Below are 24534 nucleotides of genomic sequence, written 5' to 3' on the forward strand. Positions count from 1 at the left end.
GTGGGAATTCTGAGCGCCGCCATCGCGGCGGCCGCTACTGCCGGGCTCGAGCGCGCGGCGGAGAAGCTGCCGAAGGAGACGCGGGAGCCGTTCGAGCGGACCAACCATCGCGGTGAGCCGGTGACGCTGCTCGAAGGTCCGGTGGCGGTGCTCGGTGCGCTGGCCGGTGTCGCCGGGTCGCGCGGCAGCGGCAAGGTGAAGGCGGCCGCGCTGGTCGCCGGCGCCGTGTCGGGTGCGGTCGGTGCGTACGACGATCTGCGCGGGACCACGCAGGCGAAGGGTTTCCGCGGTCACCTGAGCGCGTTGAAGCGCGGCGAGGTGACGAGCGGCGCGGTGAAGATCCTCGGGGTCGGCGCCGCCGGTCTCGCGGCCGCCGCGTTGCTGCCGCGGAAGTCGCGCGGTGTGAAGGCCGTTGCCGGAGTCGTTGCCGACGGCGCCTTGATCGCCGGTACGGCGAACCTCACGAATCTCCTCGACCTGCGCCCGGGGCGCGCGCTCAAGGCCGTAGCCGCGCTGAATGCTCCGCTGGCTGTGGTGAACGGTCCGGCCGGTGCCGTCGTCGGCGCTGCCGCGGCGTCCGCCCCGTCGGATCTCGGCGAACGCTCGATGCTCGGCGACTGCGGCGCGAACGGCCTCGGCGCGATCACCGGCACGGCGCTCGCCGCGTCGCTCCCGCGCCCGCTGAAGACGCTGGTCCTGGCAGCCGTCGTCGGCCTCAACCTGGCCAGCGAAAAGGTCAGCTTCACCAAGGTCATCGCCGACACCCCGGTCCTCGACAAGATCGACCAGTGGGGCCGACGCCCCAGGTGAACAAGGACGGCCCACCCGACGCCGGGGGAGCCGACGGCTCGTCCACCACGCCCTCCGCGCAGAGCAGTTCCTCGGGTGGGTTCAGTGGCGCGCGGATCGCGCAAGCCGCGTTGCTGGTTGCCGCTGTCACGGTGCTTGCGCGCGTAGTTGGCTTCGGGCGCTGGCTTGTTTTCTCGAAGACTGTCGGTGCGGGGTGTTTGGCTGAGGCGTACACGACGGCCAATCAGCTGCCCAACATTCTCTTCGAAGTGGTGGCCGGTGGGGCGTTGGCGGGTGCTGTGATTCCGGTGCTCGCAGGTCCGGTAGCCCGGGGAGATCGGGCCGCGCAGGGGCGGATTATTGGGGCGTTGCTGTCTTGGTCGTTCGTGCTGCTGGCCCCGGTCGCCTTGCTGGCTTGGGTTCTGGCGGGGCAGTACACCGACGCGATGCTCGACCCCGGCGCCGACTGTGCGAGCTCCACCGCGACCGCGACCAGGATGCTGGCGATCTTCGTCCCGCAGGTCTTCGGGTACGCCGTAGCTGTCATCGCGACCGCGGTTCTCCAGTCCCACAAGCGTTTCGCGGCCGGCGCCTGGGCCCCACTCATCTCGAGCCTGGTCGTAGTCGGCACGTACTTCCTCTTCGCCGCAACAGCACCCAACGCGGACTCGGCCTCGCAAAGCGCCACCGACCTACTGGCCTGGGGCACCACAGCCGGTGTCCTCGCACTAGCCCTAACAGTGCTCGTCCCCATGCTCCTGCTCCGTCTACCGATCAGACCCACCCTCCGCCTGGACCCAGGCGTCGGACCGGTACTCCGGAAGCTCGCACTCGCCGGCCTGGCCGTCCTGGTCGCACAACAGCTCACCTTCGTAGTCACGACGTACCTGGCCAACCACCGCGGCGTAGCAGGCAGCATCGCCGTCTACACCTGGGCCAACGCCGTATACCTCCTGCCGTACGCAGTGCTGGCCGTGCCAATCACCACAGCGGTCTTCCCGCGACTGGCAGTAGCGTTCGAGGCAGGGGAGGGCTTCGACCACTACGCCGCGGCGTCCACCCGCGCGGTGATGCTGGCCGGTGGCGCCGGCGCCGCACTGCTCGTCGGTACGGCGGTACCGGTCGCCAGGATCTTCGCGTACGACGACGGCGCGGTGCAGGAGGCCAAGGCGACCTCACTGGCCAACGGCCTCCTGGCGTTCGCACCAGCCGCCATCGGGTTCGCCGTACTGATGCATGTCGGCCGGGTGCTCTACGCCCGGCACTCCGGACGTGAGGTCGCCGTCGTGACGTCCGCGGCCTGGATACTCGTGGCAGTAGCCGGCGTCATGCTCACAGCTCGGTGGGACGCAGTTCCGGCGCTGGCCGCCGCGATGTCCTTCGGCATGGTCCTGGGCGCGGTGACGCTGCTCCTCGTACTGCGCCGCGAAGCAGGACCAGCTGTACTTGCCGGGGTACCACGCGCTCACCTCACAGCACTGGCAGGCGCTGTGCTGGCCGGTGCGGCCGGTTGGGCGGTCGCACTGCCTTCAGGAGAGGGCGGAGTGGGTAAAGCAGTGGTATTCGCGCTCCTGTCCGGGCTGGCCGCCGTCGTCGTGTACGCCGTGGTCGTGCTTGCATTGGATCGCGCGGACGCTCGCGCACTCGTACGACGGGAGACACCATGAGGATCGGGCTGCTGCTCGCGGAGTCGCGGGGCGGCATCGGGCAGCACGTTGCCTCGTTGGTACCGCGGTTCGTGAGTGCGGGGCACGAGGTGGTGGTGTGTGCTCCACCTGGCACGGCCGAGCATTTCGAGTTCGCCCCGGCGACCGTCGTCTCCCAGGCGGCCGGACTGCGTGACTGCGACGTCATCCACGCGCACGGCTACCGCGCCGGCATGACCGCGCTGCGGGACAGGTCCCGGCTGCGCCCGCTGGTCGTCACCTGGCACAACGCCGTGATCGCGCCGGGCCCACGAGGCCTCGTGATGCGGATGGGGCAGCGGCTGGTTGCCAGAGGCGCCGACCTGACCCTGGGTGCGTCCAGCGACCTCGTGGACCTGGCCAAGAGCCTCGGTGCCCGCAACGCGCAGCTTGCACCCGTGGCCGCGCCGGCGATGCCGCGGATCCGGGCACGGCGAGCCCACGTACGGCGGGAACTCGGACTCGGTGACCAGCCCGTGGTGCTCACTGTGGGGCGTCTGGCGCCGCAGAAGGACTACCCGACGTTGCTGTCCGTCGCGTCCCGTGTCCACGAGTCGACGCCGGACGCGGTGTTCGTGGTCGTCGGTGACGGGCCGCTGCGGGACAACCTGCAGGCGCGGATCGACGCGGAGGGTTTGCCGGTCCGGCTGCTCGGTCATCGCAACGATGTGGCCGATCTGCTCGGTGCGGCCGATGTGTTTCTGCTCACATCGCACTGGGAGGCGCGTGCCCTCGTCCTGCAGGAGGCGATGCAGGTCGGCGTACCGGTGGTCGCCACCGCCGTCGGCGGCATACCGGAGCTGGTCGGGGACAGCGCGATCCTGGCGTTTCCCGCTGACGCGGACGGGCTCGCGGACGGAGTACGGGCCGTACTGGCGGAGCCCGAGACCGCGAACGCTATGCGGACACGCGGCCGGGAGTTGGCCTCCAGATGGATGGACGAAGACGGTGTGGCGAAGAATCTGCTCGACATCTACGCGGGTCTCGTCGCGGCCGGTGGTTGACAAGAGGTAGGCTGGAGACCCGTGGACAGGGCTTCCAATTCGCAGCAGACCAAGCACGTATTCGTCACCGGTGGCGTGGCATCCAGTCTCGGTAAGGGACTGACAGCGTCCAGCCTCGGCAGTCTGCTGACGGCACGGGGCATCCGCGTCACGATGCAGAAGCTGGATCCGTATCTCAACGTGGATCCCGGCACGATGAACCCGTTCCAGCACGGCGAGGTGTTCGTCACCAACGACGGCGCCGAGACCGACCTGGACATCGGCCACTACGAGCGCTTCCTCGACCGGGACCTCTCCCAGGTCGCGAACGTGACCACCGGCCAGATCTACTCGAGCGTGATCGCCAAGGAGCGTCGCGGTGAGTACCTGGGCGACACCGTCCAGGTGATCCCGCACATCACCAACGAGATCAAGGAACGGATGCTCGCGATGGCGGGCCCAGAATCAAGCACTGCCGTCGACGTTGTTATCCACGAGATCGGCGGCACGGTCGGCGACATCGAGTCGCTGCCGTTCCTCGAGGCGGCCCGGCAGGTCCGGCACGACGTCGGCCGCGACAACGTGTTCTTCCTGCACATCTCGCTGGTGCCGTACATGGCGCCCAGCGGTGAGCTGAAGACCAAGCCGACCCAGCACTCGGTCGCCGCGCTGCGCTCGATCGGTATCCAGCCGGACGCGATCGTGTGCCGCGCCGACCGGCCGATCCCGGACAACGTGAAGCGCAAGATCTCGCTGATGTGCGACGTGGACGTCGAGGCCGTCGTGGCCGCGGTCGACGCGCCGTCGATCTACGACATCCCGAAGGTGGTGCACGCCGAGGGCCTGGACGCGTACGTCGTGCGCCGGCTGAACCTGCAGTTCCGCGATGTCGACTGGACTCGCTGGGACGAGCTGCTGCGGGTCGTGCACCACCCGAAGGACGAGGTCACGGTCGCGCTGGTCGGTAAGTACATCGACCTCCCGGACGCGTACCTGTCGGTCGCCGAGGCACTGCGCGCGGGCGGGTTCGACAACGACGCCCGGGTGAACCTGCGCTGGATCGCCTCCGACGACTGCGCCACGCCCGAGGCCGCGGCCCGGCTGCTCGGTGACGTCGACGCGGTCTGCATCCCGGGCGGGTTCGGGGTGCGCGGGATCGAGGGCAAGATCGGCGCGATCCGGTACGCCCGCGAGCAGGGCGTCCCGATCCTCGGGCTCTGCCTCGGCCTGCAGTGCATGGTGATCGAGGTGGCGCGGGACCTCGCCGGTCTCGACCAGGCGAACTCCAGCGAGTTCGACCCGGACGCGGAGCAGCCGGTGATCGCGACGATGGAGGAGCAGAAGCACATCGTCTCCGGCACCGGGGACATGGGCGGCACGATGCGGCTCGGGCTGTACCCGGCGAACCTGGCCGACGGCTCGATCGTCCGTTCGCTGTACGGCGCCCCGTCGGTGCAGGAGCGGCACCGGCACCGCTACGAGGTCAACAACGCGTACCGGGACAAGCTGGAGACCGCCGGGCTGGTGTTCAGCGGGCTGTCGCCGGACAACGAACTGGTCGAGTTCATCGAGCTGGACCGCTCCGTGCACCCGTACTTCGTGGCGACGCAGGCGCACCCGGAGCTGCGGTCACGGCCGACGAAGCCGCACCCGCTGTTCTCCGGGCTGGTCGCGGCCGCCATCGAGCGGCAGCGCGAGTCCCGGCTCCCGGTCGAGGACCCGAAGCCGGTCGCCAAGAAGACCGGTGACAAGCCGGCCGCTGAGAAGGCCAAGGCCGAGACGGTCAAGGCTCGATGACCGACTACCCCGAGCTCCGGTTCGGCGCCGGGCTGGCGGATCAGCCCGAGCGCTGGCCGGTCTCCGCCTCGGAGACCGTGCACGAGACCGGTCGCGTGATCTCGGTACGCCGGGACTCCATCGAGCCGCCCAGCGGTACGTCGTTCGTTCGCGATGTCGTCGTACATCCCGGAGCGGTCGGCGTGGTCGCGCTCGACGAGAACAACCGGATGCTGCTCGTCCGTCAGTACCGGCACCCGGTCGGCTACAAGCTGCTCGAGGCGCCGGCCGGGCTGCTCGACGTCCAGGGGGAGCAATACCGCCTGGGTGGCGAGCGCGAACTGTGGGAGGAGACCGCGACCAAGGCCGCCGACTGGCGGATCCTGGTCGACGCGTTCACCTCTCCCGGCCTGACGAACGAGGCGGTCCGGATCTTCCTGGCCCGCGACCTGTCGCCGGCTCCGGAGTCGTTCGAGCGGGTGCACGAGGAGGCCGACATGGAAACCGTCTGGGCCCCGCTCCTCGACGTCGTGGCCGCCGCCCTGGCCGGCCACCTCCAGAACCCGATCCTGATCATGGGCGCCCTGGCCGCCTGGACCGCCCTCAACGGCCCCGGCTTCGAAACCCTCCGCCCCGCCGACTCCCCCTGGCCGGCCAAGGACAACTGAACTGAAGGGGAGGAGGAGCGGTGGGCGCCGACTCCCCTGGCCGGCCAAGGACAGTTGAGGTTCCGGAACTTCGTGTAGTTCTTGACGTGCGTTCTGTAGTTGGGTATTTGTTGGTGACAACGATGTCACCTCCTCCGCCCAAGGTTGGTCCCGCCCATGCGTCGTTCCGTCCTGTCCTTCGCGCTCACCGGCGCTCTGATCGCCTCTCTCGCGCCTGCGGCTCACGCCATACCCACGCCGGCACCGCCAGGCTCGAGTGACCATCCGACAACTGCCACGCCACCCGATCCAGCGACCGCCGGCTTCCGGGCCGAGGCAGTCGGGAGCACCCGGATCACCAGCAGTTCGTCGGACCCGACCGAGCACGTAGACCCGTTGATCGGCACGACCAACGCCGGAAACGTGTTTCCGGGGGCCGTAGTGCCGTTCGGGATGTTGTCGTTCAGCCCGGAGACCAGCCGGGGCAATGCCTACCGGACAGCCGCCCCGGGTGGCTACCTCTACTCGGCGACCAAGATCCGCGGCTTCAGCCTGACCCACATGAGCGGGACCGGATGCGCGGGCGGTTCCGGAGACATCCCGATCTTCCCGTTGGCAGGTGACGTGACGACATCACCGCAGAGCGACGCGAAGGACGAGCTCTACGCCTCGACCTACAGCCACGCGAACGAGATCGCGAAGCCAGGCTCCTACAAGGTCGGGCTCGACTCTGGCGTAACGGCCGAGCTCGCCGCGACCACACGGACCGGCTCGGCGGCGTTCACCTTCCCGGCCGACAAGGCCAAGACGCTGATGTTCCGGACCTCGAACTCCGAGGTCGGATCGAGCGACGCGCAGGTCAGCATCGACGCGGCGCACCGCACGGTCAGCGGGTCAGTAACGAGCGGGAACTTCTGCGGCTACCTGGCCAGCGTCGGGCAGCGCAGCTACTACACGCTGCACTTCGTCGCCGAGTTCGACCAGCCCTTCAAGAACCAGGGCACCTGGACCGACACCACGGTGACCCCGGGCAGCACGAGCGCCCGCGGCGGTACGACGTACGGCACCGACGGATGGATGCCGCCGAACAAGGGATCCGGTGGGTACGTCGGGTTCGACAGCGACCGGGTGACGATGCGGATCGGCATCTCGTACGTCAGCGCCGCCAACGCGCTCGCGAACCTGCGCGCCGAGAACCCGCGCGGTACGTCGGTCGCCGTCACGGCCGCGAAAGCCAAGCAGACGTGGCGAAAGCAGCTCGACCGCATCGAGATCACCGGCGGTACGACGGACCAGCGCACCACGTTCTACACCGCGCTGTACCACACTCTGCTGCACCCGAACGTGTTCAGCGACGTCAACCGCCAGTACTGGGGATTCGACCAGAAACCGCACTACCTGTCGCGCGGACAGCAAGCGCAGTACGCGACGTTCTCCGGCTGGGACGTCTACCGGTCGCAACTGCAACTAGTTACATTGCTCGAACCCGAGCGGGCCGGAGACATCGCGCAGTCGTTGTTCAACCAGGCCACGCAGAACGACGGCATCTGGGACCGGTGGACGCACGCGTCCGGCAGTACGGCGGTGATGACCGGCGACCCGTCCGCACCGGCTGTGGCCGGCATCTACGCGTTCGGCGGCACGAACTTCGATGCGCGACAAGCACTGAAGTCACTGGTGAAGGCAGCGACCGTACCGACCGCGAAGGACCTCAGCTCGGCCGGTAAGCCGGTCATGTCGATCGGCCAGCGGCCCTCGCTCGACAAGTACCTGGCACTCCACTACATCCCCACGAAGTCCAACGCCTGGGGCGGTGCGGTCGAGACGCTCGAGGACGTGACGGACGACTTCGCACTCGCTCAGCTCGCACAGCGCACCGGCGACAAGGCGACGTACCAGAAGTTCCTCACCAGGTCGCAGTACTGGCAGAACGTGTTCAACCCGGCCAACGGCGGCTACATCCAGAACCGGGACGACAACGGCGCCTGGCCCGCGTTCACGCCGTCGACGTACGACGGGTTCGCGGAGGGGAGCAGTGCGCAGTACAGCTGGATGGTGCCGCACAACCGGGCCGGTCTGGTCGACGCGATGGGCGGCACGGACGTCGTGAACCAGCGGCTGGACGCGTTCTTCAAGAACCCGGACGGGACCTGGGCGCTGACCGGTGCGGGTGAGCTGCACGCCGAGATGGACAACGAGCCGTCGATCAACACGCCCTGGATCTACAACTACACCGGCCGCCCGTACCAGACGCAGGAGACGTTGCGGCAGGCAATGAACCAGCTGTGGAACACCAGCACCGGTGGGATCCCGGGGAACGACGACCTTGGTGCGATGTCGTCCTGGTACGTGTGGACCGCTCTCGGGCTCTACCCCGACGTACCGAGCCGTGCGGAGCTCCAGGTCGCCGCACCGCTGTTCCCGCGGGCGGTGATCCACCGCGACGGCAAGACCATCCGGATCAACGCTCCGGGCGCGGACGCGCAGTACGTGCAGTCGCTGAAGGTGAACGGGAAGAGCTCGGCGAAGCCGTGGCTGCCGGAGTCGTTCGTGCAGCGCGGCGGGACGTTGGACTTCACGCTCGGTACGACGCCCAACAAGACCTGGGGTGCGAAGGACGCGCCGCCGTCGTGGCGGACCGGTGAGATCCCGTTCCAGACCTCTACGGACACCAGCCGCGTAGTGATCGCGCCTGGCACCACCAGTGCACCTGTAGCCCTGCAGGCCCACCGACTGAGTGGAACCGCGCAGGACGTCAGCTACACGCTGGCAACGCCTGCTGGTCTCACAGCGACACCTCCTACCGGCACGTTCCACGTCGACATGGTCGGTAGCGCGTCAGTGACGATCACAGCCGCCGCTGGTACGCCGGACGGCCGCTACCCCGTCACAGTGCAGATGAAGGCAGCTGACGGAACCGCCTTGCCACAGGTCGGTTTCACCGTCGTCGTGGGTCAGCCGAACTCGTTCTTCGTACTCCGTGAAGGCGTGGGCATCTCTGATGACAACAGCGACCACACCGAGGCGGACTACGACGGTGGCGGTGTGAGCTACTCACGTCAGGCACTGGCCGCGGCCGGTCTGACTGCGGGCGGCACAGGTACTGTCCAGGGCCTCAGCTTCACGTGGCCCGACGTACCCGCTGGCGACCCCGACAACGTGCCGGCCGACGAGCAGCTGCTCAACCTGGACCTGCCCGCCGGTACGACCAAGCTGTCGTTCGTCGGCAGTGCCGTCAACGGCAACCAGCAGACGACCGCGACGCTGAACTACGCGGACGGTACGACGTCGCAGATCGACCTGTCGTTCAGTGATTGGACCCTGGGCGGTGGCGGCGACACGCTGCACTACGGCAACGTGATCGTCGCAACCACGCCGTACCGCAACGAATCGGGCGGCGGGAAGGACAACGTCACCACGCACATCTTCGCCACGGCGCCTGTGACGTTGACGCAGGCCCCGGTCAGCATCACGCTACCGAAGAATCGTGATCTGAGGATCTTCACTGTCGCAACTGGAGGGAACGCGCAATGAGGAAAGCCATCGTGATCGCGGCGCTGACCGTGGCCAGTCTGCTGGTCGCCACCGCGCCGGCCGAGGCTGCTGGTACGCCGACGACTACCAACGGGCCGTGCGGCTACACAACGACGCCCGACGACCCGCCGGCCCGTCCGGTGTCGCTGCCGCCCGACCCCGCACACACGCCGGACAAGGGGATCGTCAAGGTCATGGTCGTGACCAACCAGGGGCTGATGCTGCTGTCCCTGGACCGTGCGAAGGCGCCGTGCACGGTGCAGAGCTTCCTGCACCTGGCGAAGAGCAGGTTCTACGACTTCACCACCTGCCACCGGCTCACGCTGTACCCGACGCTGAAGGTGCTGCAGTGCGGTGACCCGAGCGGTACGGGCGAGGGCGGGCCGGGCTACTCGTACAAGGACGAACTGCCCACCGACCTGCCGAACTGGCCGGACGACCCGACCGGGACGCGGAAGGTGTACGCCCGCGGCACGCTGGCGATGGCGAACGCCGGCCCGAACACCAACGGGTCGCAGTTCTTCCTGGTCTTCGGGGACTCGCGGCTGCGACCGGACTACACCGTCTTCGGTTCGGTGGACCGTCTCGGGCTCGCCACGCTCGACCGGGTGGCGGCCGGCGGGATCGCGCCGACCCCCGACGACCCGGCGCCGGTCGACGGCCCGCCGGTGCGCAAGACCGACATCATCGTCGCGCGGTCACTCGGCTCCCGCTGATCCGACGGCCTCGCCGCCGTCCTCCGCGAGGGCGGCGGCGACCTGCCGCGTGGTCGCGGCGAACTCCTCGTCCGGGATCGCGGGCAGCATGTCGTCCCAGGCCGCGATCATCGCGCCGCGGAGCTGCATCATCCCGAGCGGCCGCGCCTGGAACCACAGGTGGAAGTGCTCGCTGCCGTCACCCCAGCGGTTGAAGTGCGTCCGCGCGACGCTGTCGAGGTCCTGGACCGCCTTCGCGACCCGCTGAATCATCGCGCCGAGCGTCGCGGTCAGCTCCGGCGGCAGATTGTCCAGCCGGTAGTGCTCGCGCGGCTCGAGGATCCCGACGAACGGCAGCCCGCTCGGCTTGGGCGCCTTCAGCTTCCACTGCGCGTCCTGCCAGATCACGCCCTGTTCCGGATGCGAGCAGGACCAGCAGTCCGCGCCGTTCGCGCCGCCCCGGGCCGGCTCCGGCAGGATCGGGTCGTTCAGCGGCTCCACCTGCACTTCGCCGTGGAACGGGAAGAACGGGGAACCGATCAACGGTTCGGGAGAGATGCGTTCGCCGTACGGCAGCCGGCGGTGGTACTCGGAAGGCAGCTCGGTCATGGACCGCACTCTGCCCGAGAATCGGGGCATGGAGAAGCCGGAACTGGCGACGCTGCTGGATCTCGAACCGCATCCGGAGGGCGGGTGGTACCGGCAGACGTGGCGCTCGCCGGTCGAGTTCGCACCGGAGGGGTACGACGGAACGCGGGCCAGCGCGACCGCGATCTACTTCCTGCTCGCGCCGGGGGAGGAGTCGCGGTCGCACCGGGTGCGGTCGACGGAGCTCTGGCTGTGGCACTCGGGCGGGCCGTTGACGCTGGAGTACGACGGCCAGACAGTCACCCTCGGGCCGGACGTGCGGGCCGGCCAGCGTCCGCAGGTGGTGATCCCTGCGGGCGCGTGGCAGGCGGCCCGGCCGGTGGGCGACGAGGCCGTGCTGGTGTCGTGCATCGTGTCACCGGGTTTCGACTTCGCCGACTTCACGATGCGGTAGATCCCCTACACCTGCGGTACGGCGGCATCTCCGGTCGTGAGTTCGGGCAGGTGTTCGCGGACCATGTAGCCGCTCGCGCCGATGATCCAGACCGCGGAAAGCAGCAACGGGATCGTGGTCATCAACATGCCACCGGCAACGAACGTGCCGCTGTCGGCGAACACGCCGAACGCGCCGGCGAACGAGACCACGGCCGCCAGCAGGCCGAGGTAGCCGAGCCAGTTCGGCATCAGGTGCGTGCGCAGGACGCCGATCCCGGCCGCGGCCAGCGGCAGGACCGCGGCGAAGCCGATCATCGTCGTCATCACCGCGCTGAGCTCGTACATCGCCATCGTCAACCCGGCGTCCCGGCCGTCGATGGCGAAGGCGGTCGCACCGGTGATGGCTGCGTTGATGAAGATCGCAGCACCCACCAGCACCGACCCGGCGAGCAGCGCCAGGTGCACGTCACTGCGTTCGTCCCGCTCGCGCATCGCCTCGGCGAACGCGGACGCGAACCAGATCACCAACCCGCCCGCTGCCGCCCACATCAGCGCGCTGGTCAGGATCATGCTGCGGTTGTCGCTCAGCCACGCCGTGATCGTGCTCTGCGAGTCGTCGACGGTCGGTGGATTGCCGGGCAGGAACCTGCCCAGGAGTGCCAGGACGACGAAGGCCAACCCGGCGAAGCCGCCCCAACGCAACTCGTGTCGCTCAGTCATGGGGAAACACCTCCAGTGTGCGCACCACGAAATATGGTGCGTCTACTGCTGATGTTCCCTCGTTCCGCGCCGGAATCAAGACCTACCCGAGAACGGTTGCCAGCGCCTCGTAACCGGGGAGGAGGTCGATGCCTTCGTGGCCCAGTTGCTGGATCGCGACGTGGTCCGCGCCGGCGTCCAGATGGGCCTTCAGGCCGGCCGCGACCTCGACCGCGGAGCCGTGCAGGACCATCGCGTCGACGAGCCGGTCGCTGCCGCCGTCGGCGAGGTCATCGTCGGTGAAACCGAGCCGCCGGAAGCTCGCCGTGTAGTTGCTCAGCGCCAGGTACGACGCCAGCCGGTCACGGGCTGTTGCGCGCGCGATCTCCGGATCGGTCTCCAGGACGACCATCTGCTCCGGCGCGAGCAGCACTCCGCCGCCGAGCGTCCGCCTGGCCTCCCGGGTGTGCTCCGGGGTGGTCAGGTAGGGCAGTGCTCCGGCCGTCCTGGCGCCGGACAGTTGCAGCACCTTCGGGCCAAGCGCGGCCAGAGCCCGCCGGTCGGTAGGCACCTTCGCATCGTCCAACTCGTCGAGGTACCCGACGATCGTCTGGTACGGCGACTTGTACTCGCCGGTGGCCTCTCGGTGCCCGATCCCGACGCCGAGCAGGAACCGTCCCGGGTGCTCGTCCTCCAACCGGTGGTACGACGCCGCGACGTCGGCCGCCGGCGACTTCCACATGTTGACGATGCTGGTGCCGACGGCAACCGAACTCGTTGCGGCCAGCAACACCTCGGCGTCACGCAGATCGGACTCCGGCGAACTACCCAGCCACAGCGTGCCGTACCCCGCCTGCTCCAGCCCGGCCGCGAGCTCCGGGCCGTAATGCTGGCCGCCGTGCCAGATCCCGTACCGTCCCAGTTCCATCGCCACTGCGTACTCCTGTTCGTCGGACGTCCCTCACCGTGCAACCCGGGGCGGACGGGCACCGTTCCAAGCATCTCTGACGCCCACGAATGCCCGTCAATGATCGTTGCCCCGTCAGTCTGAGTCAGAGGTGCGCGGCAATCTCCGGAATGCGGGTGCGAAGGTCCGCCAGCCGCCGTACGCCTCGGCCATCAACCGAATCCGCGCGGCCTGGTCCGCCGGGTCCGCCGGGATCGCCAGCGGGGCGGTGTTCCAGGCGGTGAACGCGATGTCGTCGAGTGGTACGCCGGGCCCGGCCAGGTCCCAGTCGATGACGCCGCTGAACCCGTCCGCGGTGCCGATCCAGTTGTAGTACCCGTAGTCGTGCATACAGATGATCTGGTCCGCAGCGAGTTCGGCCGGGCCGGCACGCCACCTGATCACACCGGGTGGGCGGTACGAGGCAACGACCTGGTGATACCCCGCGAGCCAGCGCATCGCGTCCGCCAGCACGCCGTCCGGCACTTCCGGGCCGTACGCCGTACCCGGAAGGTAGTCGAGAACTTCCCGTCCGCGTTCGTCGTGCCCGTGCACCCGCGGTACGCCGGTCAGCCCGGCGCCGGCGAGGTAGTTGAGAAGTCCATGAATCGCAGGGGTCCACGGGCCGGTGGCACGGCGCACGGTGTCGCCGATCCGGACCGCTCCGCCGATGTTTCCGCCCGGGAGTTCCACCTCGTTCTGCATACCGGCATTTTTGCCGGAATGCTTCCATTGGATTAATGCCGGGCTACTCACAGGGTGTCGCGTGACGATCAGACCATCCGGTCGGCTGGTATGAACCCTGCGGGCTTACACTCGGCAGCGACCTAGCGGCACTCCCCTCAACCGCCGGGCCGCGGACACAACGACGTGGGCCGCACTCCTGGAGCGTGAAAGAAGGGCGAGTTGTGAAGGTCGGAGTACCGAAGGAAGTCAAGAACCACGAGTACCGGGTGGCGATCACCCCGTCCGGTGTGCACGAGTTCGTACGCAGCGGGCACGAGGTTCTGATCGAGCAGGGGGCGGGCGCCGGTTCGCTGATCCCGGACGACGAGTTCGTCGCCGCCGGGGCGCGGATCGTGCCGGAGGCGGACGATGTCTGGGCCGACGCGGAGCTGGTGCTCAAGGTCAAGGAGCCGGTGGCGGAGGAGTACCACCGGATGCGGCGGGACCAGGTGCTGTTCACGTATCTGCACCTCGCCGCCAGCCAGGACTGCACCGACGCGCTGCTGAAGTCGGGTACCACCGGAATCGCCTACGAGACAGTGCAGCTGCCGGACGGCACTCTGCCGCTGCTGGCGCCGATGAGCGAGGTAGCCGGCCGGCTGGCGCCGCAGTCCGGTGCGTACCACCTGATGGCGCAGGGCGGCGGCCGTGGCGTGCTGCTCGGCGGCGTGTCCGGCGTACACCCGGCGCGCGTGGTCATCCTCGGCGCCGGTGTCTCCGGGATGAACGCGGCCGCGATCGCGCTCGGTATGCAGGCGCAGGTGCAGCTGTTCGACCGCAACATCGCACGGCTGCGGCAGGCCGACCAGATCTACCAGGGGCACCTGCTCACGATCGCGTCGAACGCGTTCGAGATCGAGAAGGCGGTCCTCGAGGCCGACCTGGTCATCGGCGCGGTGCTGGTGGTGGGCGCCAAGGCGCCGAAGCTGGTCACCAACGACATGGTCAGCCGGATGAAGCCGGGGAGCGTGCTCGTCGACATCGCGATCGACCAGGGCGGCTGCTTCGAGGACTCGCGGCCGACCACGCACGCCGACCCGGTCTACAAGGTGCACAACTCGCTGTTCTACTGCGTCGCGAACATGCCCGGCGCGGTGCCGAACACGTCGACGTACGCGCTCACCAACGTGACGCTGCCGTACGCGATCGAGCTGGCGAACCTCGGGTGGCGGGAGGCGCTGAAGCAGGACCACAGCCTGGCGCTCGGCCTGAACACGTTCGACGGGCACGTCACCTACGGTCCGGTCGCCGAAGCGCACGACCTGTCGCAGCTGAAGCTCGACGAGGTGCTGGTCTGAGCATCACCAGAGCGGTTGGCGCTTACCTGGACCACCTGACGGTGGAACGCGGCCTGGCCGCCAACACTTTGGCGTCGTACCGGCGTGATCTGCGCCGGTACGGCGGCTACCTGGCAAGCGTCGACGTCGACGACCTCGGCCGGATCACGGAGGCCGTGGTCAGCGACTTCCTGATGCGTTTGCGCGAGGGCGACGCCGACCACCCGCCACTGACCGCATCCAGTGCGGGCCGGACCGTGGTGGCGGTCCGTGGCTTCCACAAGTTCTGTGTGCGCGAGGGACTGACCGCAGTGGACCCGGCTGCGGCTGTGAAGCCACCTGTGCCGCCGCAGCGGCTGCCCAAGGCTTTGTCTGTCGACGAGGTGACCAGGATCCTCTCAGCGGCCGCAGGGGCCGAGGCGGAGCCTGCTGTGCTGGCAACACGGGATGCGGCGTTGCTCGAGTTCCTGTACGGCACGGGCGCCCGTATCTCGGAGGCGGTCGGGCTGGACGTCGACGACATCGACCTGGACGCCGGTGCGGTGCTGCTACGCGGTAAGGGCAGCAAGGAGCGGGTCGTACCGGTCGGCACCTATGCCCGCGAGGCGCTGTCGGCGTACCTGGTCCGTGGACGCCCCGACCTGGTGTCACGCGGTCGCGGCACCCCTGCGCTCTTCCTGCACGCCCGCGGCGGCCGCCTGTCCCGGCAAAGCGCTTGGACGGTACTGCGTCGCGCTGCCCAGCGGGCCGGGATCTCGAAGGAGATCTCCCCGCACACGCTGCGGCACTCGTACGCGACACATCTGCTCGACGGCGGAGCCGACGTACGCGTGGTCCAGGAGCTGCTGGGACATGCGTCCGTGACGACGACTCAGGTCTACACGCTGGTGACGGTCGACAAGCTCCGCGAGGTCTACGCCACCTCACACCCCCGGGCGCTCTCCTCCTGAGGGCTACCCCGGTGACCGGGGCGCGTGGACGGTGTGCGATCATCTCGTCACGGGCGGTGATCCGGCGAGGGTGATCGGCCGAGTTCGGAGCTTTGTCGACAAACAGCCCCACCCCGGTGCGGAGTGGCTGGTTGAGAGTGCTTGAATGCACGCTTACAGTCGCTGGGATCGCCCGTATCGGTTGAAAGGTTTGACGAGTCATGAACGAGTCGACATTCCCGGGCACCGAACACGTGATGGGCCACCTTCCGGTATCAGAGCCGGCCGGGCCGGCCCAGCCGATCAGCATGCCACCGACGACCCCACCCAGCAGCCCGCCGCGGCCGGCGCCCACAGCGCCGCGGGGCCTGCCCGACAACTATGCGGAGATGCCGAAGCCGACGGCCAAGCTCACCGCGGAGGACCTCGCACCCGTGAACGACCCGAACGGTCCGCGTCACAAGATCGGGCCGACCGGCCGGCCGCAGCCGGACCTGCCGGTGCCGCAGCCACCGACCAAGACCGGCCCGGCGCAGGTGATCGCGATGTGCAACCAGAAGGGCGGCGTGGGCAAGACCACCACCACGATCAACCTCGGCGCGGCGATCGCCGAGACCGGTCGCAAGGTGCTGCTGATCGACTTCGACCCGCAGGGCTCCGCCTCGATCGGTCTCGGCGTCCAGCCGCACGACCTCGAGCTGTCGGTCTACAACCTGCTGATGCAGCGCGACATCACCCCGGACGAGGTGATCCAGCCGACCCGGGTGGAGAACCTCGACCTGCTGCCGGCCAACATCGACCTGTCGGCGGCCGAGGTCCAGCTGGTCCAGGAGGTGGCCCGCGAGTACACGCTGCAGCGGGTGCTGGACCCGATCATCCCGCTGTACGACGTGATCCTGATCGACTGCGCCCCGTCGCTCGGACTGCTCACCGTGAACGCGCTGACCGCGTCGAACGGCATCGTCGTACCGCTCGAGTGCGAGTTCTTCGCGCTCCGCGGCCTGGCGATGCTCACCGACACGATCGCCAAGGTGCAGGACCGGCTGAACCCCAAGCTGGAGATCGTCGGGATCCTCGGCACCATGTTCGACGGGCGGACGACGCACGCCCGGGAGGTCCTCGACCGGGTGGTCCAGGCCTTCGACGAACGCGTCTTCCACACCGTCATCCGGCGTACCGTCAAGTTCCCCGAGACCACGGTCGTCGGCGAACCGATCACGACGTACGCGCCCTCGTCCCAAGCGGCTACGCAGTACCGCGACCTTGCCAAGGAGGTGCTGGCGCGTTGTCCCGCCGGGTGAGCCTGCCAGGTGCCAGTGAACTCTTCGGGGGTGCGGCACCGAAGCAGACCAGACCCGAGAAGCGCACCACCACCGACGGACCGTCCTCGACTGTGCGGTCCAGTACCGCGGTCGTCGACGACCGGAAGTCGAGTGGTCGGATCCGGCACGACACGAAGATCACCGTGTACGTGACGGAAGAAGAGCTGCTCGGATTGGAACAGACCAGACTCGCGCTGCGCGCGGAGCACGGCCTGACGGCCGACCGGGGCCGGATCGTCCGGGAGGCGATCGACGTCCTGCTCGCCGACTTCGTCGACCACGGGCCGGACTCGGTGCTGGTACGGCGGCTGAAGGCGTCGGAGTGACCGTGTCCTCCTCGGACTCGTTGCCTTTGGACCTCGGAACCGACACTGCTCCGGCTGTTGCTGAGGGCAAAGGGTTCAGTGTTCACCTGGTGAACTTCGAGGGGCCGTTCGACCTGCTGCTGCAGCTGATCTCGAAGCACAAGCTGGACATCACCGAGATCGCGCTCTCGGTGATCACCGACGACTTCATCGCGCACATCAAGGCGCTGGGGTCGGAGTGGGACCTCGACCAGACCTCGGAGTTCCTGCTGATCGCGGCGACCCTGCTCGACCTGAAGGCGGCGCGGCTGCTGCCGAAGGGCGAGGTCGAGGACGACGAGGACCTGGCGCTGCTCGAGGCGCGGGACCTGCTGTTCGCGCGGCTGCTGCAGTACCGGGCGTTCAAGCAGATCGCGGCGCTGGTGCAGGAGCGGATGGCGGTCGAGTCGCGCCGGTTCCCGCGCGCGGTGGGGGTGGAGCCGCGGTTCGCTGAGCTGCTGCCTGAGGTGTTGCTCGGGCTTGACCCGGCTGGGTTGGCGGCGCTGGCGGCGAAGGCGATGGCGCCCAAGGACGACGTACCTCCTGGGGTTTCGCTGGCTCACCTGCACGCGCCGGCTGTGACGGTGCGGGAGCAGGCTGAGGTGATCGTCGATCGGTTGCGGCGGCAGCGGAGCACTACGTTCCGGTCGCTGGTGGCTGACTCGCCGGACACTGTCACCACGGTGTGCCGGTTCTTGGCGTTGCTGGAGCTGTTCCGCGAGGCTGCTGTGACGTTTGATCAGGTCACGCCGTTGGGGGAACTGACCATTCGGTGGACCGGGACCGACGAAGGCGAGATCGCGGTCAGCGACGAGTTCGACGAGGAACAGCAACCCGCCGACGAATCCGGCGAGGCCCCGGTCGTCGAGGACGACACGCACTTCCTCGAACCCGGTGAGAGCCTCACCGACGAATCCGACATCCAACCCCCCGCCCCAGACGAACCCGAGACGGCAACCCAGTGACCAACACCCACGACCCCTCCACCACCACCCCGGCATCGTCCGACGAGGAGGTTGGGGAGGGTTTTACCCCCGAATCGGCCAGCAATCCTCCCCAGCCCGAGGAGGCCGTCGCGACCGAGTCGACCGATGACGCGGGCACCGCAGAGGCGGTGGATGCCGAGAGCGCCGACGCGGTGGAGGAGGCTGCTGACGAGGCGGGTGCTGATGAGGAGCATTTGCCGCCGGGGCAGACGGCGGTGCCGGTGGGGGACGAGGTTGTTGTCGACGACGAGACGATGCGGCGGGCGCTCGAGGCGATTCTGATGGTGACGGACGAGCCGTTGCCGGTGCTGACGATGGCTCGTGCGGTTGGCCGTCCGACGGGGGATGTGGCTGGGGCGCTGGAGGAGCTGGCGGCGGAGTACACCGAGCAGGGGCGTGGATTCGACCTGCGTGAGGTGGGCGGCGGCTGGCGGTACTACACCCGCGTCGAGGCCGCGCCGTATGTCGAACGCTTCGTCCTCGACGGTCAGCAGGCGCGCCTCACCCAGGCTGCGCTCGAAACCCTCGCCGTGGTCGCGTACAAGCAACCGGTCAGCCGGGCCCGGGTCTCCGCGATCCGCGGAGTGAACGTGGACGGCGTGATGCGGACGCTCGTCGCCCGCGGCCTGGTGGAGGAAGCCGGCTCGGATACCGAGTCGCAAGCGACCCTGTACCGGACGACGACGTACTTCCTGGAACGCATGGGCATGCAGTCCCTCGACGACCTCCCCGAACTGGCCCCGTACCTCCCCGACATGGACGACATCGAGGACGAACTGGCCGCCCAAACCCTCCCACCCACCTCAGACCCAGAACCAGAAACAAAAGCAGCAGAAGACGCCGAGCACGAGACAGATGAGGAAGCCACCACACCTGCAACCAGCAGCAGCTCGGCCAAGGGTGGGGACGCGCTGGACGCCGAGGACGGGGCAGGCGAGGACGCCGCCGTACCTGCGACCGACAGCAGCTCCGCCGAAGGCGAAGACGCGCAGGACGCCAAGGATGAGGTGAGTGAGGAAGCCGCCGCGCCCGTGAGCAGCAGCAGCTCCGTCGTGGGCGGGGACGCGCTAAACGCGGAGGACGGGGTAGGCGAGGACGCCGCCGTACCTGCGATCGACAGCAGCACCGCCGAAGGCGAGGACGGGGCGGGTGCGGACGCGGGGGCAGCTGCGGTCAACAGCTCTGTCGGCGAGGGTGAGGTCGGGGACGACGACTCCGCGGACGAGGACTTCGGGGACTCCGAGGACGGGGACTCCGAGGACGGGGACTCCGAGGATGTAGACGTGGAGGCTGGGGTGCGGGATGGGGGATGACGGTGGGGTTCGGTTGCAGAAGGTTTTGGCTCGGGCGGGGGTGGCCTCTCGGCGGAGCGCGGAGATTTTGATTGAGGAGGGGCGGGTCGAGGTCGACGGGCGGGTGGTGACGGAGTTCGGGGTCCGGGTGGATCCTGAGACGGCGGTCATCCGGGTCGACGGTGCGCGGATTCCGCCGGTGAGTGCGCACGTCTACCTCGTGCTGAACAAGCCCCGCGGCGTCGTGACCACGATGTCCGACCCGCAAGGGCGGCCGTGTATCACCGACTTCGTGGAGGACCGTCCCGAGCGGCTGTTCCACATCGGCCGGCTCGACACCGACACCGAGGGTCTGCTGCTGCTCACCAACCACGGCGAGTTCGCACACCGCCTCGCGCACCCGTCGTACGAGGTCTCCAAGACGTACGTCGCCGAGGTCGAGGGCAACGTCAAACCGGCGGTACTGCGCACGCTCCTGGACGGTGTCGAGCTCGACGACGGCCCGGCCCGCGCGGACACCGTGAAGATCGTCTCGACGGTGCCCGGCCGGACCCTCGTGGAGATGTCGCTCCACGAGGGCCGCAACCGGATCGTCCGCCGGATGTTCGACGCGGTCGGTCACCCGGTGAAGCGGCTGACCCGGACCGCGATCGGCCCCGTCCGCCGCGGAAACCTCCACACCGGCCAGCTCCGCGAACTCGACCCACCCGAACTAGGCCAGCTCCTCGACCTCGTAGACCTCTGACACGGTCTACTCGCCGAACAGCTGCTCGTACTCCTGGTTGTCGGCGAAGACCCGCGAGTACGCCACCTCGTTGAACGTCCGCGGCACCTTACCGAGCGCCTTGATCACGGTCGCCGTCCCGTTGGCGTGCCCGAACTCGTACAGGTACGGCGTACCGGTCTCCTTGTCCACGCCCACCACGATCGTGTTGTCGCCGCAGGTGATGCCGTCCGCGACCAGCGCCTCGAACCCTTGCCACGTGGAGCGCCGCACGACCTTCACCACCGGCTTCCCCGTGAGCGGGATCCGGATCGTGTAGAGCGCCCCCAGGCGTGTGCTGGCGAGGAACGTGTCGTACGTCGCGGTCTGGCTGATCAGCGTCATCGTCTTCACCGCGCTGAACCCGGCGTACGTCGTCTTCTGGGCGAACGACGTCCCGTTGACGACGTTCCAGCGCAGGATGGTGTCGCCCAGGACGGCGTACATGTTCTGGCGGACCAGTGTGGTGCCGCGGTTGAAGCGGGAGCTCTCCAGGTAACGGACGTCGCCCCAGCCGCCGCCGATCGCGGTCCGCTTCACGGTGGCCGGATCGACCTCGCCCCAGAACCCGTTCACCGTGTAGGTCAGCAGGTTGAGGGTGGACCCGAGTACGACGTACTGCCGGCGGCTCTCACCGGTCTGGTCGGCGTTCGTCTGGGTGCCGATCCCGCTGGCCACCCGGAGTTGGTTGTCCGGCAGCAGGTCCTTGCCGCCCCACCTGCTCGGGCTGGCGCCCGGCGGGGTCACACCGTACATGGTCCGCAGGATGAGGTCGCCTTCGCTAGTGGTCGAGCCCAGTGACAGCTGGCAGAACCCTGGACCTTCAGTCGGAGCAGCAGTGGCGGGCTCTGCTTGCACGAGCGCTCCGGCGGCCAGCGCCAGTCCGACCAGCCCTGCTGCACGCTTCCTGATCATGTAGTCACTCTCCGTAGAGTTGGAGGTTGGCCTCTGCGCTGCCGGGGTAGCGGCGGAAGTACGTCTTGTCCTCAGGTGCGGCCAGCTGATCCCCGATACGCCCTAGTCCCTTGATGACCGTGGCGGTCCCGTTGGCGTGGCTGACGGCGTACAGGTAGCCGCGCCGGGTGTCCCTGTCGATGGCCAGCAGCAGTGTGCTCTGGGAGCCGCACTTCTCGGCGATCAGCGTCTCGAACGTCTGCCACGTCGACGCACGCACCTTCTTGACCACCGGCTTGCCGCTCAGCGGGATCCGGATCGTGTACAGCGCCCCGCCGCGGGTGTTGGCGAGGAACGTGTCGTACGTCGCGGTCTGGCTGATCAGCGTCAGCGTCTTCACCGCTGAGAACCCGGTGTACGTCGCTCTGCTGCGCCAGACGGACCCCTCCACGGTCCAGCGCGTGACGACGTCGCCCTGCAACGCGTAGGCATTGGAGCGTGTCTTGGTGCCGTAGTAGGTCGACTGCTCCAGGTACGTCTGGTGGATCCAGCCGCCACCCACCTTCGACTTCTGCACCGAGTCAGGGTCGAGTTGACCGCCGACGGTGGCGTAGCTAAACCGGTACAGGTCCGTCCCCATCACCACGTACCCGCGATCGAGCATGGCGACCGGCGGATCCGGCTCCCATCCGACCGAGGTCGCGAGCCGCACCTGGTCGACCGGGAACAACCCCTTCGGCCCGACGCTCGGCGTACCCGCCGTCACCGGTGTGGTCGCGGTGATCTTCTGGAACTTGTGATCGCCCTGCACGGTCACCGTGCCCAGCGTCATGGAACAGGCCGCGCTCGCCTGCCCGGCCGCAGCCTGTACCGGTACCGGCACCAGCGCTGCCGCCGTCATCGCCGCGCCCAGCGCACCCGCGGCGATCCGCCCTCTGTTCATGCAGCCCCCTTCGAGGAGTCGTGTCATCCACTCGATGCCGACTGTCCCGGAAAGGTTAGGAACCGATCGAAGAACTCCCGAACCAGCCGTCGTACGGCGGGTACGCCGCAGCTCGACGCACCGATTAGCTTGGCCCGCGCGGCCGGCGTCATCAGGCCGGCGGACTGCAGTTGCGGCGCGAGTGTGGCGTAGTCCGTCCAGATCCAGTGGTTCGCGTCGGACAGCTGCACACGCCGTACCGGGCCGCCGTGGGAGAGCACCGCCGACCAGGTGCGGTCGAAACGGTCGTCCCGGAACCCGTCCGTGCCGGCGAGCAGCAGCGGCTTGCGGGTGCCGTGCTGGGCGATCGGATAGAGCTCACCGTCGAGTGTGTCCAGGTAGCCCTCCAGATTGGCGGCTGCACGAACCTGTGGGTGCTCCAGGGACACTGCGGCGGTCGCACCACCAGCTGAGTGCCCATAGACACCGACACGACGCAGGTCGATCGACTCGTGCACATCCGACAGGTGGTCGAGTACGAACCGCAGGTCGGCGAAGCGCGTGTCCATCATCAGCCGCGACCGCACTGGGTCCGTCTGCACGTCCGGTCCGATCTCGATGACCCGGAGCCGTCCGTCCGGGAACACCACCTCACTCGCCTCACCCGGGTGGTCAAGCGTGAGTACGACGTACCCGTGGCTGGCCAGCTCCTCGGCCAGAGAGGTGCCGATGGTCCGCGGGTCCGCACCACCCGGGCTGTAGAGCAGCGTGGGCCGTCGTCCGGGCAGAGGCGGCGCGTCGACGTACGAATGGGTCAGGGTGGCGGCCCAGTTCACGCCACTGGTCGGGAGCTCCGGGTGGAGCACACCGGCGTCCAGGCCCTTGAAGACCTCTGCTGCGGCCGGTGCGAGCTGGGGCGCGCGTTGGTACCCGCGTACGACGGTGGCCGGGTAGAAGACCGTTAGCGCGACCTCACGGGTGGGTGCGCCGTTCCACGGGTCGGAGCGGTTCGGGTCGACCAGTGCGCGGGTCGTCGTACCCACGTGCCGGCGGCCGGTGGGAGCGGGCAGTCGGAGTGTCAGGTCGGTCGCCGCGGACGCCGGGAGAGCACCTGTCAGGGCGGAGGCGGCGGTGGCGGTGGCGGTGAGGAAGGTTCGTCGTCTCATGACGACGACGCTGGCACGCTGCACAGCACAGGTCAGCTGAACCAGCAGCATCTCCACCCGGACTTCCAGCTCCGGGTGGAGACGCCGGTGGCGGTCAGGCGCCGGTCAGCTGGGTGCCGGCGTTGTAGTAGCGGAAGTACGAGTCCTCGGCCGGGAAGGTGGTCGGGACCTTGCCCAGGCCCTTGATGACCGTGGCGGCGCCGTTGGCGTGGCCGACGGCGTACAGGTAGCCGGTGCCGGTGTCCTTGTCGATACCGAGCAGCAGAGTCCCGTTGTTGCCGCACTTCTCCGCGATGAGCGTCTCGAAGCCCTGCCAGGTCGAGGTGCGGACCTTCGTCACCACCGGCTTCCCGGAGCCCGTGGGAACCTGAACCGTGTAGAGCGCGCCGCCGTTCGTCGTCGCCAGGAACGTGTCGTACGTACGCCCCTGACCGATCAGCGTCATCGTCTTGACCGAGCTGAAGCCGCCGAAGGTGGTGTAGTACTTCCAGCCGCTCGGGGTGACGGTCCAGCGAGCGATCAGGCCGTCGGTGAACTGGTTGATCAGTGAGTAGACGTTGGACCGGCTGAAGCCCGTCGTGGAGTACCGGCTGAGCTCGACGTACTTGTGCAGCTCGTCCCAGCCGCCACCGACCAGCGTCTCCTTGACGGTGCCCGGTACGACGGAGACTCCGGTGCCGTCGGTCATGTAGCTGGTGCCGTACATGCGCGGTCCGAGAGCCACCAGGCCGGTGCGCTGCTCGCCGGCCGGTACCACGAGCTCAGTGCGCACCGAAGTGGGCAGATGTGCCTGCCCGTCCGGGTAGAGATTCATCGGGCCCAGCCGCCGGACAGTGGCGGAAGGAGCCGCGGTAATGGTTTGCAAGGTGTGGTCACCACCAGGAGTGACCGAGCCCAGCCGCAGCGAGCACACAGCGGAGGGGGTTGCCGGTGCCGCACTGGCGGGTGCAGCCGCGAACCCTGCTGCCAGCAGCCCCCCGGCGGCGAGCATTCGCCCGTATTTGAGCATCTGAAATCCTTTCGTCAGTGGTCACGATGCGGGCGGACACCCGATTGTTGCGGGCATCAAAGGGATAACGCCGTACGACGGCGCGCCTGAGACACCCCCCGGTTGTCGGAAGTGCGCCGTAGTGTGG

The 24534-nt window shown here is 68.4% G+C and carries 23 protein-coding genes; 15 read left to right on the top strand and 8 right to left on the bottom strand.

Features of this window, described 5'->3' with window-relative positions; all coding sequences use genetic code 11:
- The 7 genes from E0H92_RS28200 to E0H92_RS28230 all read left to right on the top strand — a co-directional run bounded on the left by E0H92_RS28200 (window position 1) and on the right by E0H92_RS28230 (window position 10130).
- Window positions 1–810, top strand: a complete 810-nt coding sequence (locus E0H92_RS28200) for a hypothetical protein (protein ID WP_131498420.1) — start codon at window positions 1–3, stop codon at window positions 808–810.
- Window positions 789–2456, top strand: coding sequence for a murein biosynthesis integral membrane protein MurJ (gene murJ, locus E0H92_RS28205; RefSeq protein ID WP_238173637.1), 1668 nt, complete (start codon window positions 789–791; stop codon window positions 2454–2456). Before E0H92_RS28200 ends, murJ begins: the two co-directional genes overlap by 22 nt.
- A complete protein-coding gene (locus E0H92_RS28210) occupies window positions 2453–3478 on the top strand; it encodes a glycosyltransferase family 4 protein (protein WP_131498421.1) in 1026 nt (341 codons plus the stop codon). The genes murJ and E0H92_RS28210 overlap by 4 nt, the downstream gene beginning before the upstream one ends.
- 21 nt (window positions 3479–3499) lie before the next feature.
- Window positions 3500–5254 (top strand): CTP synthase, encoded by a 1755-nt coding sequence (locus E0H92_RS28215; protein WP_131498422.1) that lies wholly within the window; start codon window positions 3500–3502, stop codon window positions 5252–5254.
- Window positions 5251–5901 (top strand): NUDIX domain-containing protein, encoded by a 651-nt coding sequence (locus E0H92_RS28220; protein WP_131498423.1) that lies wholly within the window; start codon window positions 5251–5253, stop codon window positions 5899–5901. Before E0H92_RS28215 ends, E0H92_RS28220 begins: the two co-directional genes overlap by 4 nt.
- Window positions 5902–6057: 156 nt before the next feature.
- Window positions 6058–9414: a GH92 family glycosyl hydrolase gene (locus E0H92_RS28225; RefSeq protein ID WP_202873884.1), complete on the top strand. Its 3357-nt coding sequence runs from the start codon at window positions 6058–6060 to the stop codon at window positions 9412–9414.
- Window positions 9411–10130: a peptidylprolyl isomerase gene (locus E0H92_RS28230; protein WP_131469314.1), complete on the top strand. Its 720-nt coding sequence runs from the start codon at window positions 9411–9413 to the stop codon at window positions 10128–10130. Before E0H92_RS28225 ends, E0H92_RS28230 begins: the two co-directional genes overlap by 4 nt.
- Here the strand turns inward: E0H92_RS28230 and E0H92_RS28235 are convergent.
- Window positions 10113–10718, bottom strand: a complete 606-nt coding sequence (locus tag E0H92_RS28235; protein ID WP_131498424.1) for an HIT family protein — start codon at window positions 10716–10718, stop codon at window positions 10113–10115. The genes E0H92_RS28230 and E0H92_RS28235 overlap by 18 nt on opposite strands.
- Window positions 10719–10746: 28 nt before the next feature.
- Between E0H92_RS28235 and E0H92_RS28240 the strand changes: the two genes are divergently transcribed.
- On the top strand, window positions 10747–11151 hold the full coding sequence (locus E0H92_RS28240; protein WP_131498425.1) for a cupin domain-containing protein: 405 nt from the start codon (window positions 10747–10749) through the stop codon (window positions 11149–11151).
- Between the two features lie 5 nt (window positions 11152–11156).
- Here the strand turns inward: E0H92_RS28240 and E0H92_RS28245 are convergent, their stop codons facing one another.
- From E0H92_RS28245 to E0H92_RS28255, 3 genes are all read right to left on the bottom strand, one after another.
- On the bottom strand, window positions 11157–11852 hold the full coding sequence (locus E0H92_RS28245; RefSeq protein ID WP_131469308.1) for a DUF4386 family protein: 696 nt from the start codon (window positions 11850–11852) through the stop codon (window positions 11157–11159).
- An 82-nt stretch (window positions 11853–11934) separates the two neighbouring features.
- The gene (locus E0H92_RS28250; RefSeq protein WP_131498426.1) at window positions 11935–12759 is read right to left on the bottom strand and encodes an LLM class F420-dependent oxidoreductase; all 825 of its coding nucleotides are present in this window, start codon (window positions 12757–12759) and stop codon (window positions 11935–11937) included.
- A 114-nt stretch (window positions 12760–12873) separates the two neighbouring features.
- Window positions 12874–13482 (bottom strand): phosphotransferase, encoded by a 609-nt coding sequence (locus E0H92_RS28255; RefSeq protein WP_131498427.1) that lies wholly within the window; start codon window positions 13480–13482, stop codon window positions 12874–12876.
- 203 nt (window positions 13483–13685) lie between these two features.
- Here E0H92_RS28255 and ald point away from each other — a divergent pair, with 203 nt between their 5' ends.
- The 7 genes from ald to E0H92_RS28290 all read left to right on the top strand — a co-directional run bounded on the left by ald (window position 13686) and on the right by E0H92_RS28290 (window position 20398).
- On the top strand, window positions 13686–14801 hold the full coding sequence (gene ald, locus E0H92_RS28260) for an alanine dehydrogenase (RefSeq protein ID WP_131469302.1): 1116 nt from the start codon (window positions 13686–13688) through the stop codon (window positions 14799–14801).
- Complete coding sequence (gene xerD / locus E0H92_RS28265; protein ID WP_131498755.1) at window positions 14798–15730, top strand: site-specific tyrosine recombinase XerD; 933 nt, start codon at window positions 14798–14800, stop codon at window positions 15728–15730. Before ald ends, xerD begins: the two co-directional genes overlap by 4 nt.
- 200 nt (window positions 15731–15930) lie before the next feature.
- Window positions 15931–17010 (top strand): ParA family protein, encoded by a 1080-nt coding sequence (locus E0H92_RS28270; RefSeq protein WP_238151109.1) that lies wholly within the window; start codon window positions 15931–15933, stop codon window positions 17008–17010.
- A gap of 92 nt (window positions 17011–17102) precedes the next feature.
- The gene (locus E0H92_RS28275; RefSeq protein WP_420323253.1) at window positions 17103–17357 is read left to right on the top strand and encodes a hypothetical protein; all 255 of its coding nucleotides are present in this window, start codon (window positions 17103–17105) and stop codon (window positions 17355–17357) included.
- A gap of 89 nt (window positions 17358–17446) precedes the next feature.
- The gene (locus E0H92_RS28280) at window positions 17447–18340 is read left to right on the top strand and encodes a segregation and condensation protein A (RefSeq protein WP_420323497.1); all 894 of its coding nucleotides are present in this window, start codon (window positions 17447–17449) and stop codon (window positions 18338–18340) included.
- A complete protein-coding gene (gene scpB / locus E0H92_RS28285) occupies window positions 18337–19674 on the top strand; it encodes an SMC-Scp complex subunit ScpB (RefSeq protein WP_238173639.1) in 1338 nt (445 codons plus the stop codon). The genes E0H92_RS28280 and scpB overlap by 4 nt, the downstream gene beginning before the upstream one ends.
- Window positions 19664–20398, top strand: a complete 735-nt coding sequence (locus tag E0H92_RS28290) for a pseudouridine synthase (protein ID WP_131498428.1) — start codon at window positions 19664–19666, stop codon at window positions 20396–20398. Before scpB ends, E0H92_RS28290 begins: the two co-directional genes overlap by 11 nt.
- 6 nt (window positions 20399–20404) lie before the next feature.
- On the opposite strand, the gene E0H92_RS28295 is transcribed toward E0H92_RS28290, so the two are convergent.
- From E0H92_RS28295 to E0H92_RS28310, 4 genes are all read right to left on the bottom strand, one after another.
- A complete protein-coding gene (locus E0H92_RS28295; protein WP_131498429.1) occupies window positions 20405–21331 on the bottom strand; it encodes a hypothetical protein in 927 nt (308 codons plus the stop codon).
- Between the two features lie 4 nt (window positions 21332–21335).
- Entirely contained in the window at window positions 21336–22253 is a 918-nt protein-coding gene (locus E0H92_RS28300) for a hypothetical protein (RefSeq protein ID WP_131469294.1), read from the bottom strand.
- A gap of 23 nt (window positions 22254–22276) precedes the next feature.
- The gene (locus E0H92_RS28305) at window positions 22277–23398 is read right to left on the bottom strand and encodes an alpha/beta hydrolase (protein ID WP_202873886.1); all 1122 of its coding nucleotides are present in this window, start codon (window positions 23396–23398) and stop codon (window positions 22277–22279) included.
- A gap of 94 nt (window positions 23399–23492) precedes the next feature.
- Window positions 23493–24407, bottom strand: a complete 915-nt coding sequence (locus E0H92_RS28310) for a hypothetical protein (RefSeq protein ID WP_238153524.1) — start codon at window positions 24405–24407, stop codon at window positions 23493–23495.
- Between the last annotated feature and the right edge of the window lie 127 nt (window positions 24408–24534).

This window comes from Kribbella speibonae, from assembly GCF_004331375.1.
Classification (GTDB): Bacteria; Actinomycetota; Actinomycetes; order Propionibacteriales; family Kribbellaceae; genus Kribbella; species Kribbella sindirgiensis.

Coding starts and splice junctions, on each gene's coding strand:
- E0H92_RS28245 (WP_131469308.1), bottom strand. CDS start 11,852: ATGACTGAGCGACACGAGTTGCGTTGGGGCGGCTTCGCCGGGTTGGCC.
- E0H92_RS28230 (WP_131469314.1), top strand. CDS start 9,411: ATGAGGAAAGCCATCGTGATCGCGGCGCTGACCGTGGCCAGTCTGCTG.
- E0H92_RS28210 (WP_131498421.1), top strand. CDS start 2,453: ATGAGGATCGGGCTGCTGCTCGCGGAGTCGCGGGGCGGCATCGGGCAG.
- E0H92_RS28225 (WP_202873884.1), top strand. CDS start 6,058: ATGCGTCGTTCCGTCCTGTCCTTCGCGCTCACCGGCGCTCTGATCGCC.
- E0H92_RS28310 (WP_238153524.1), bottom strand. CDS start 24,407: ATGCTCAAATACGGGCGAATGCTCGCCGCCGGGGGGCTGCTGGCAGCA.
- E0H92_RS28305 (WP_202873886.1), bottom strand. CDS start 23,398: ATGAGACGACGAACCTTCCTCACCGCCACCGCCACCGCCGCCTCCGCC.
- E0H92_RS28290 (WP_131498428.1), top strand. CDS start 19,664: ATGGGGGATGACGGTGGGGTTCGGTTGCAGAAGGTTTTGGCTCGGGCG.
- E0H92_RS28250 (WP_131498426.1), bottom strand. CDS start 12,759: ATGGAACTGGGACGGTACGGGATCTGGCACGGCGGCCAGCATTACGGC.
- E0H92_RS28220 (WP_131498423.1), top strand. CDS start 5,251: ATGACCGACTACCCCGAGCTCCGGTTCGGCGCCGGGCTGGCGGATCAG.
- E0H92_RS28300 (WP_131469294.1), bottom strand. CDS start 22,253: ATGAACAGAGGGCGGATCGCCGCGGGTGCGCTGGGCGCGGCGATGACG.
- E0H92_RS28240 (WP_131498425.1), top strand. CDS start 10,747: ATGGAGAAGCCGGAACTGGCGACGCTGCTGGATCTCGAACCGCATCCG.
- E0H92_RS28255 (WP_131498427.1), bottom strand. CDS start 13,482: ATGCAGAACGAGGTGGAACTCCCGGGCGGAAACATCGGCGGAGCGGTC.
- E0H92_RS28235 (WP_131498424.1), bottom strand. CDS start 10,718: ATGACCGAGCTGCCTTCCGAGTACCACCGCCGGCTGCCGTACGGCGAA.
- E0H92_RS28270 (WP_238151109.1), top strand. CDS start 15,931: ATGAACGAGTCGACATTCCCGGGCACCGAACACGTGATGGGCCACCTT.
- E0H92_RS28295 (WP_131498429.1), bottom strand. CDS start 21,331: ATGATCAGGAAGCGTGCAGCAGGGCTGGTCGGACTGGCGCTGGCCGCC.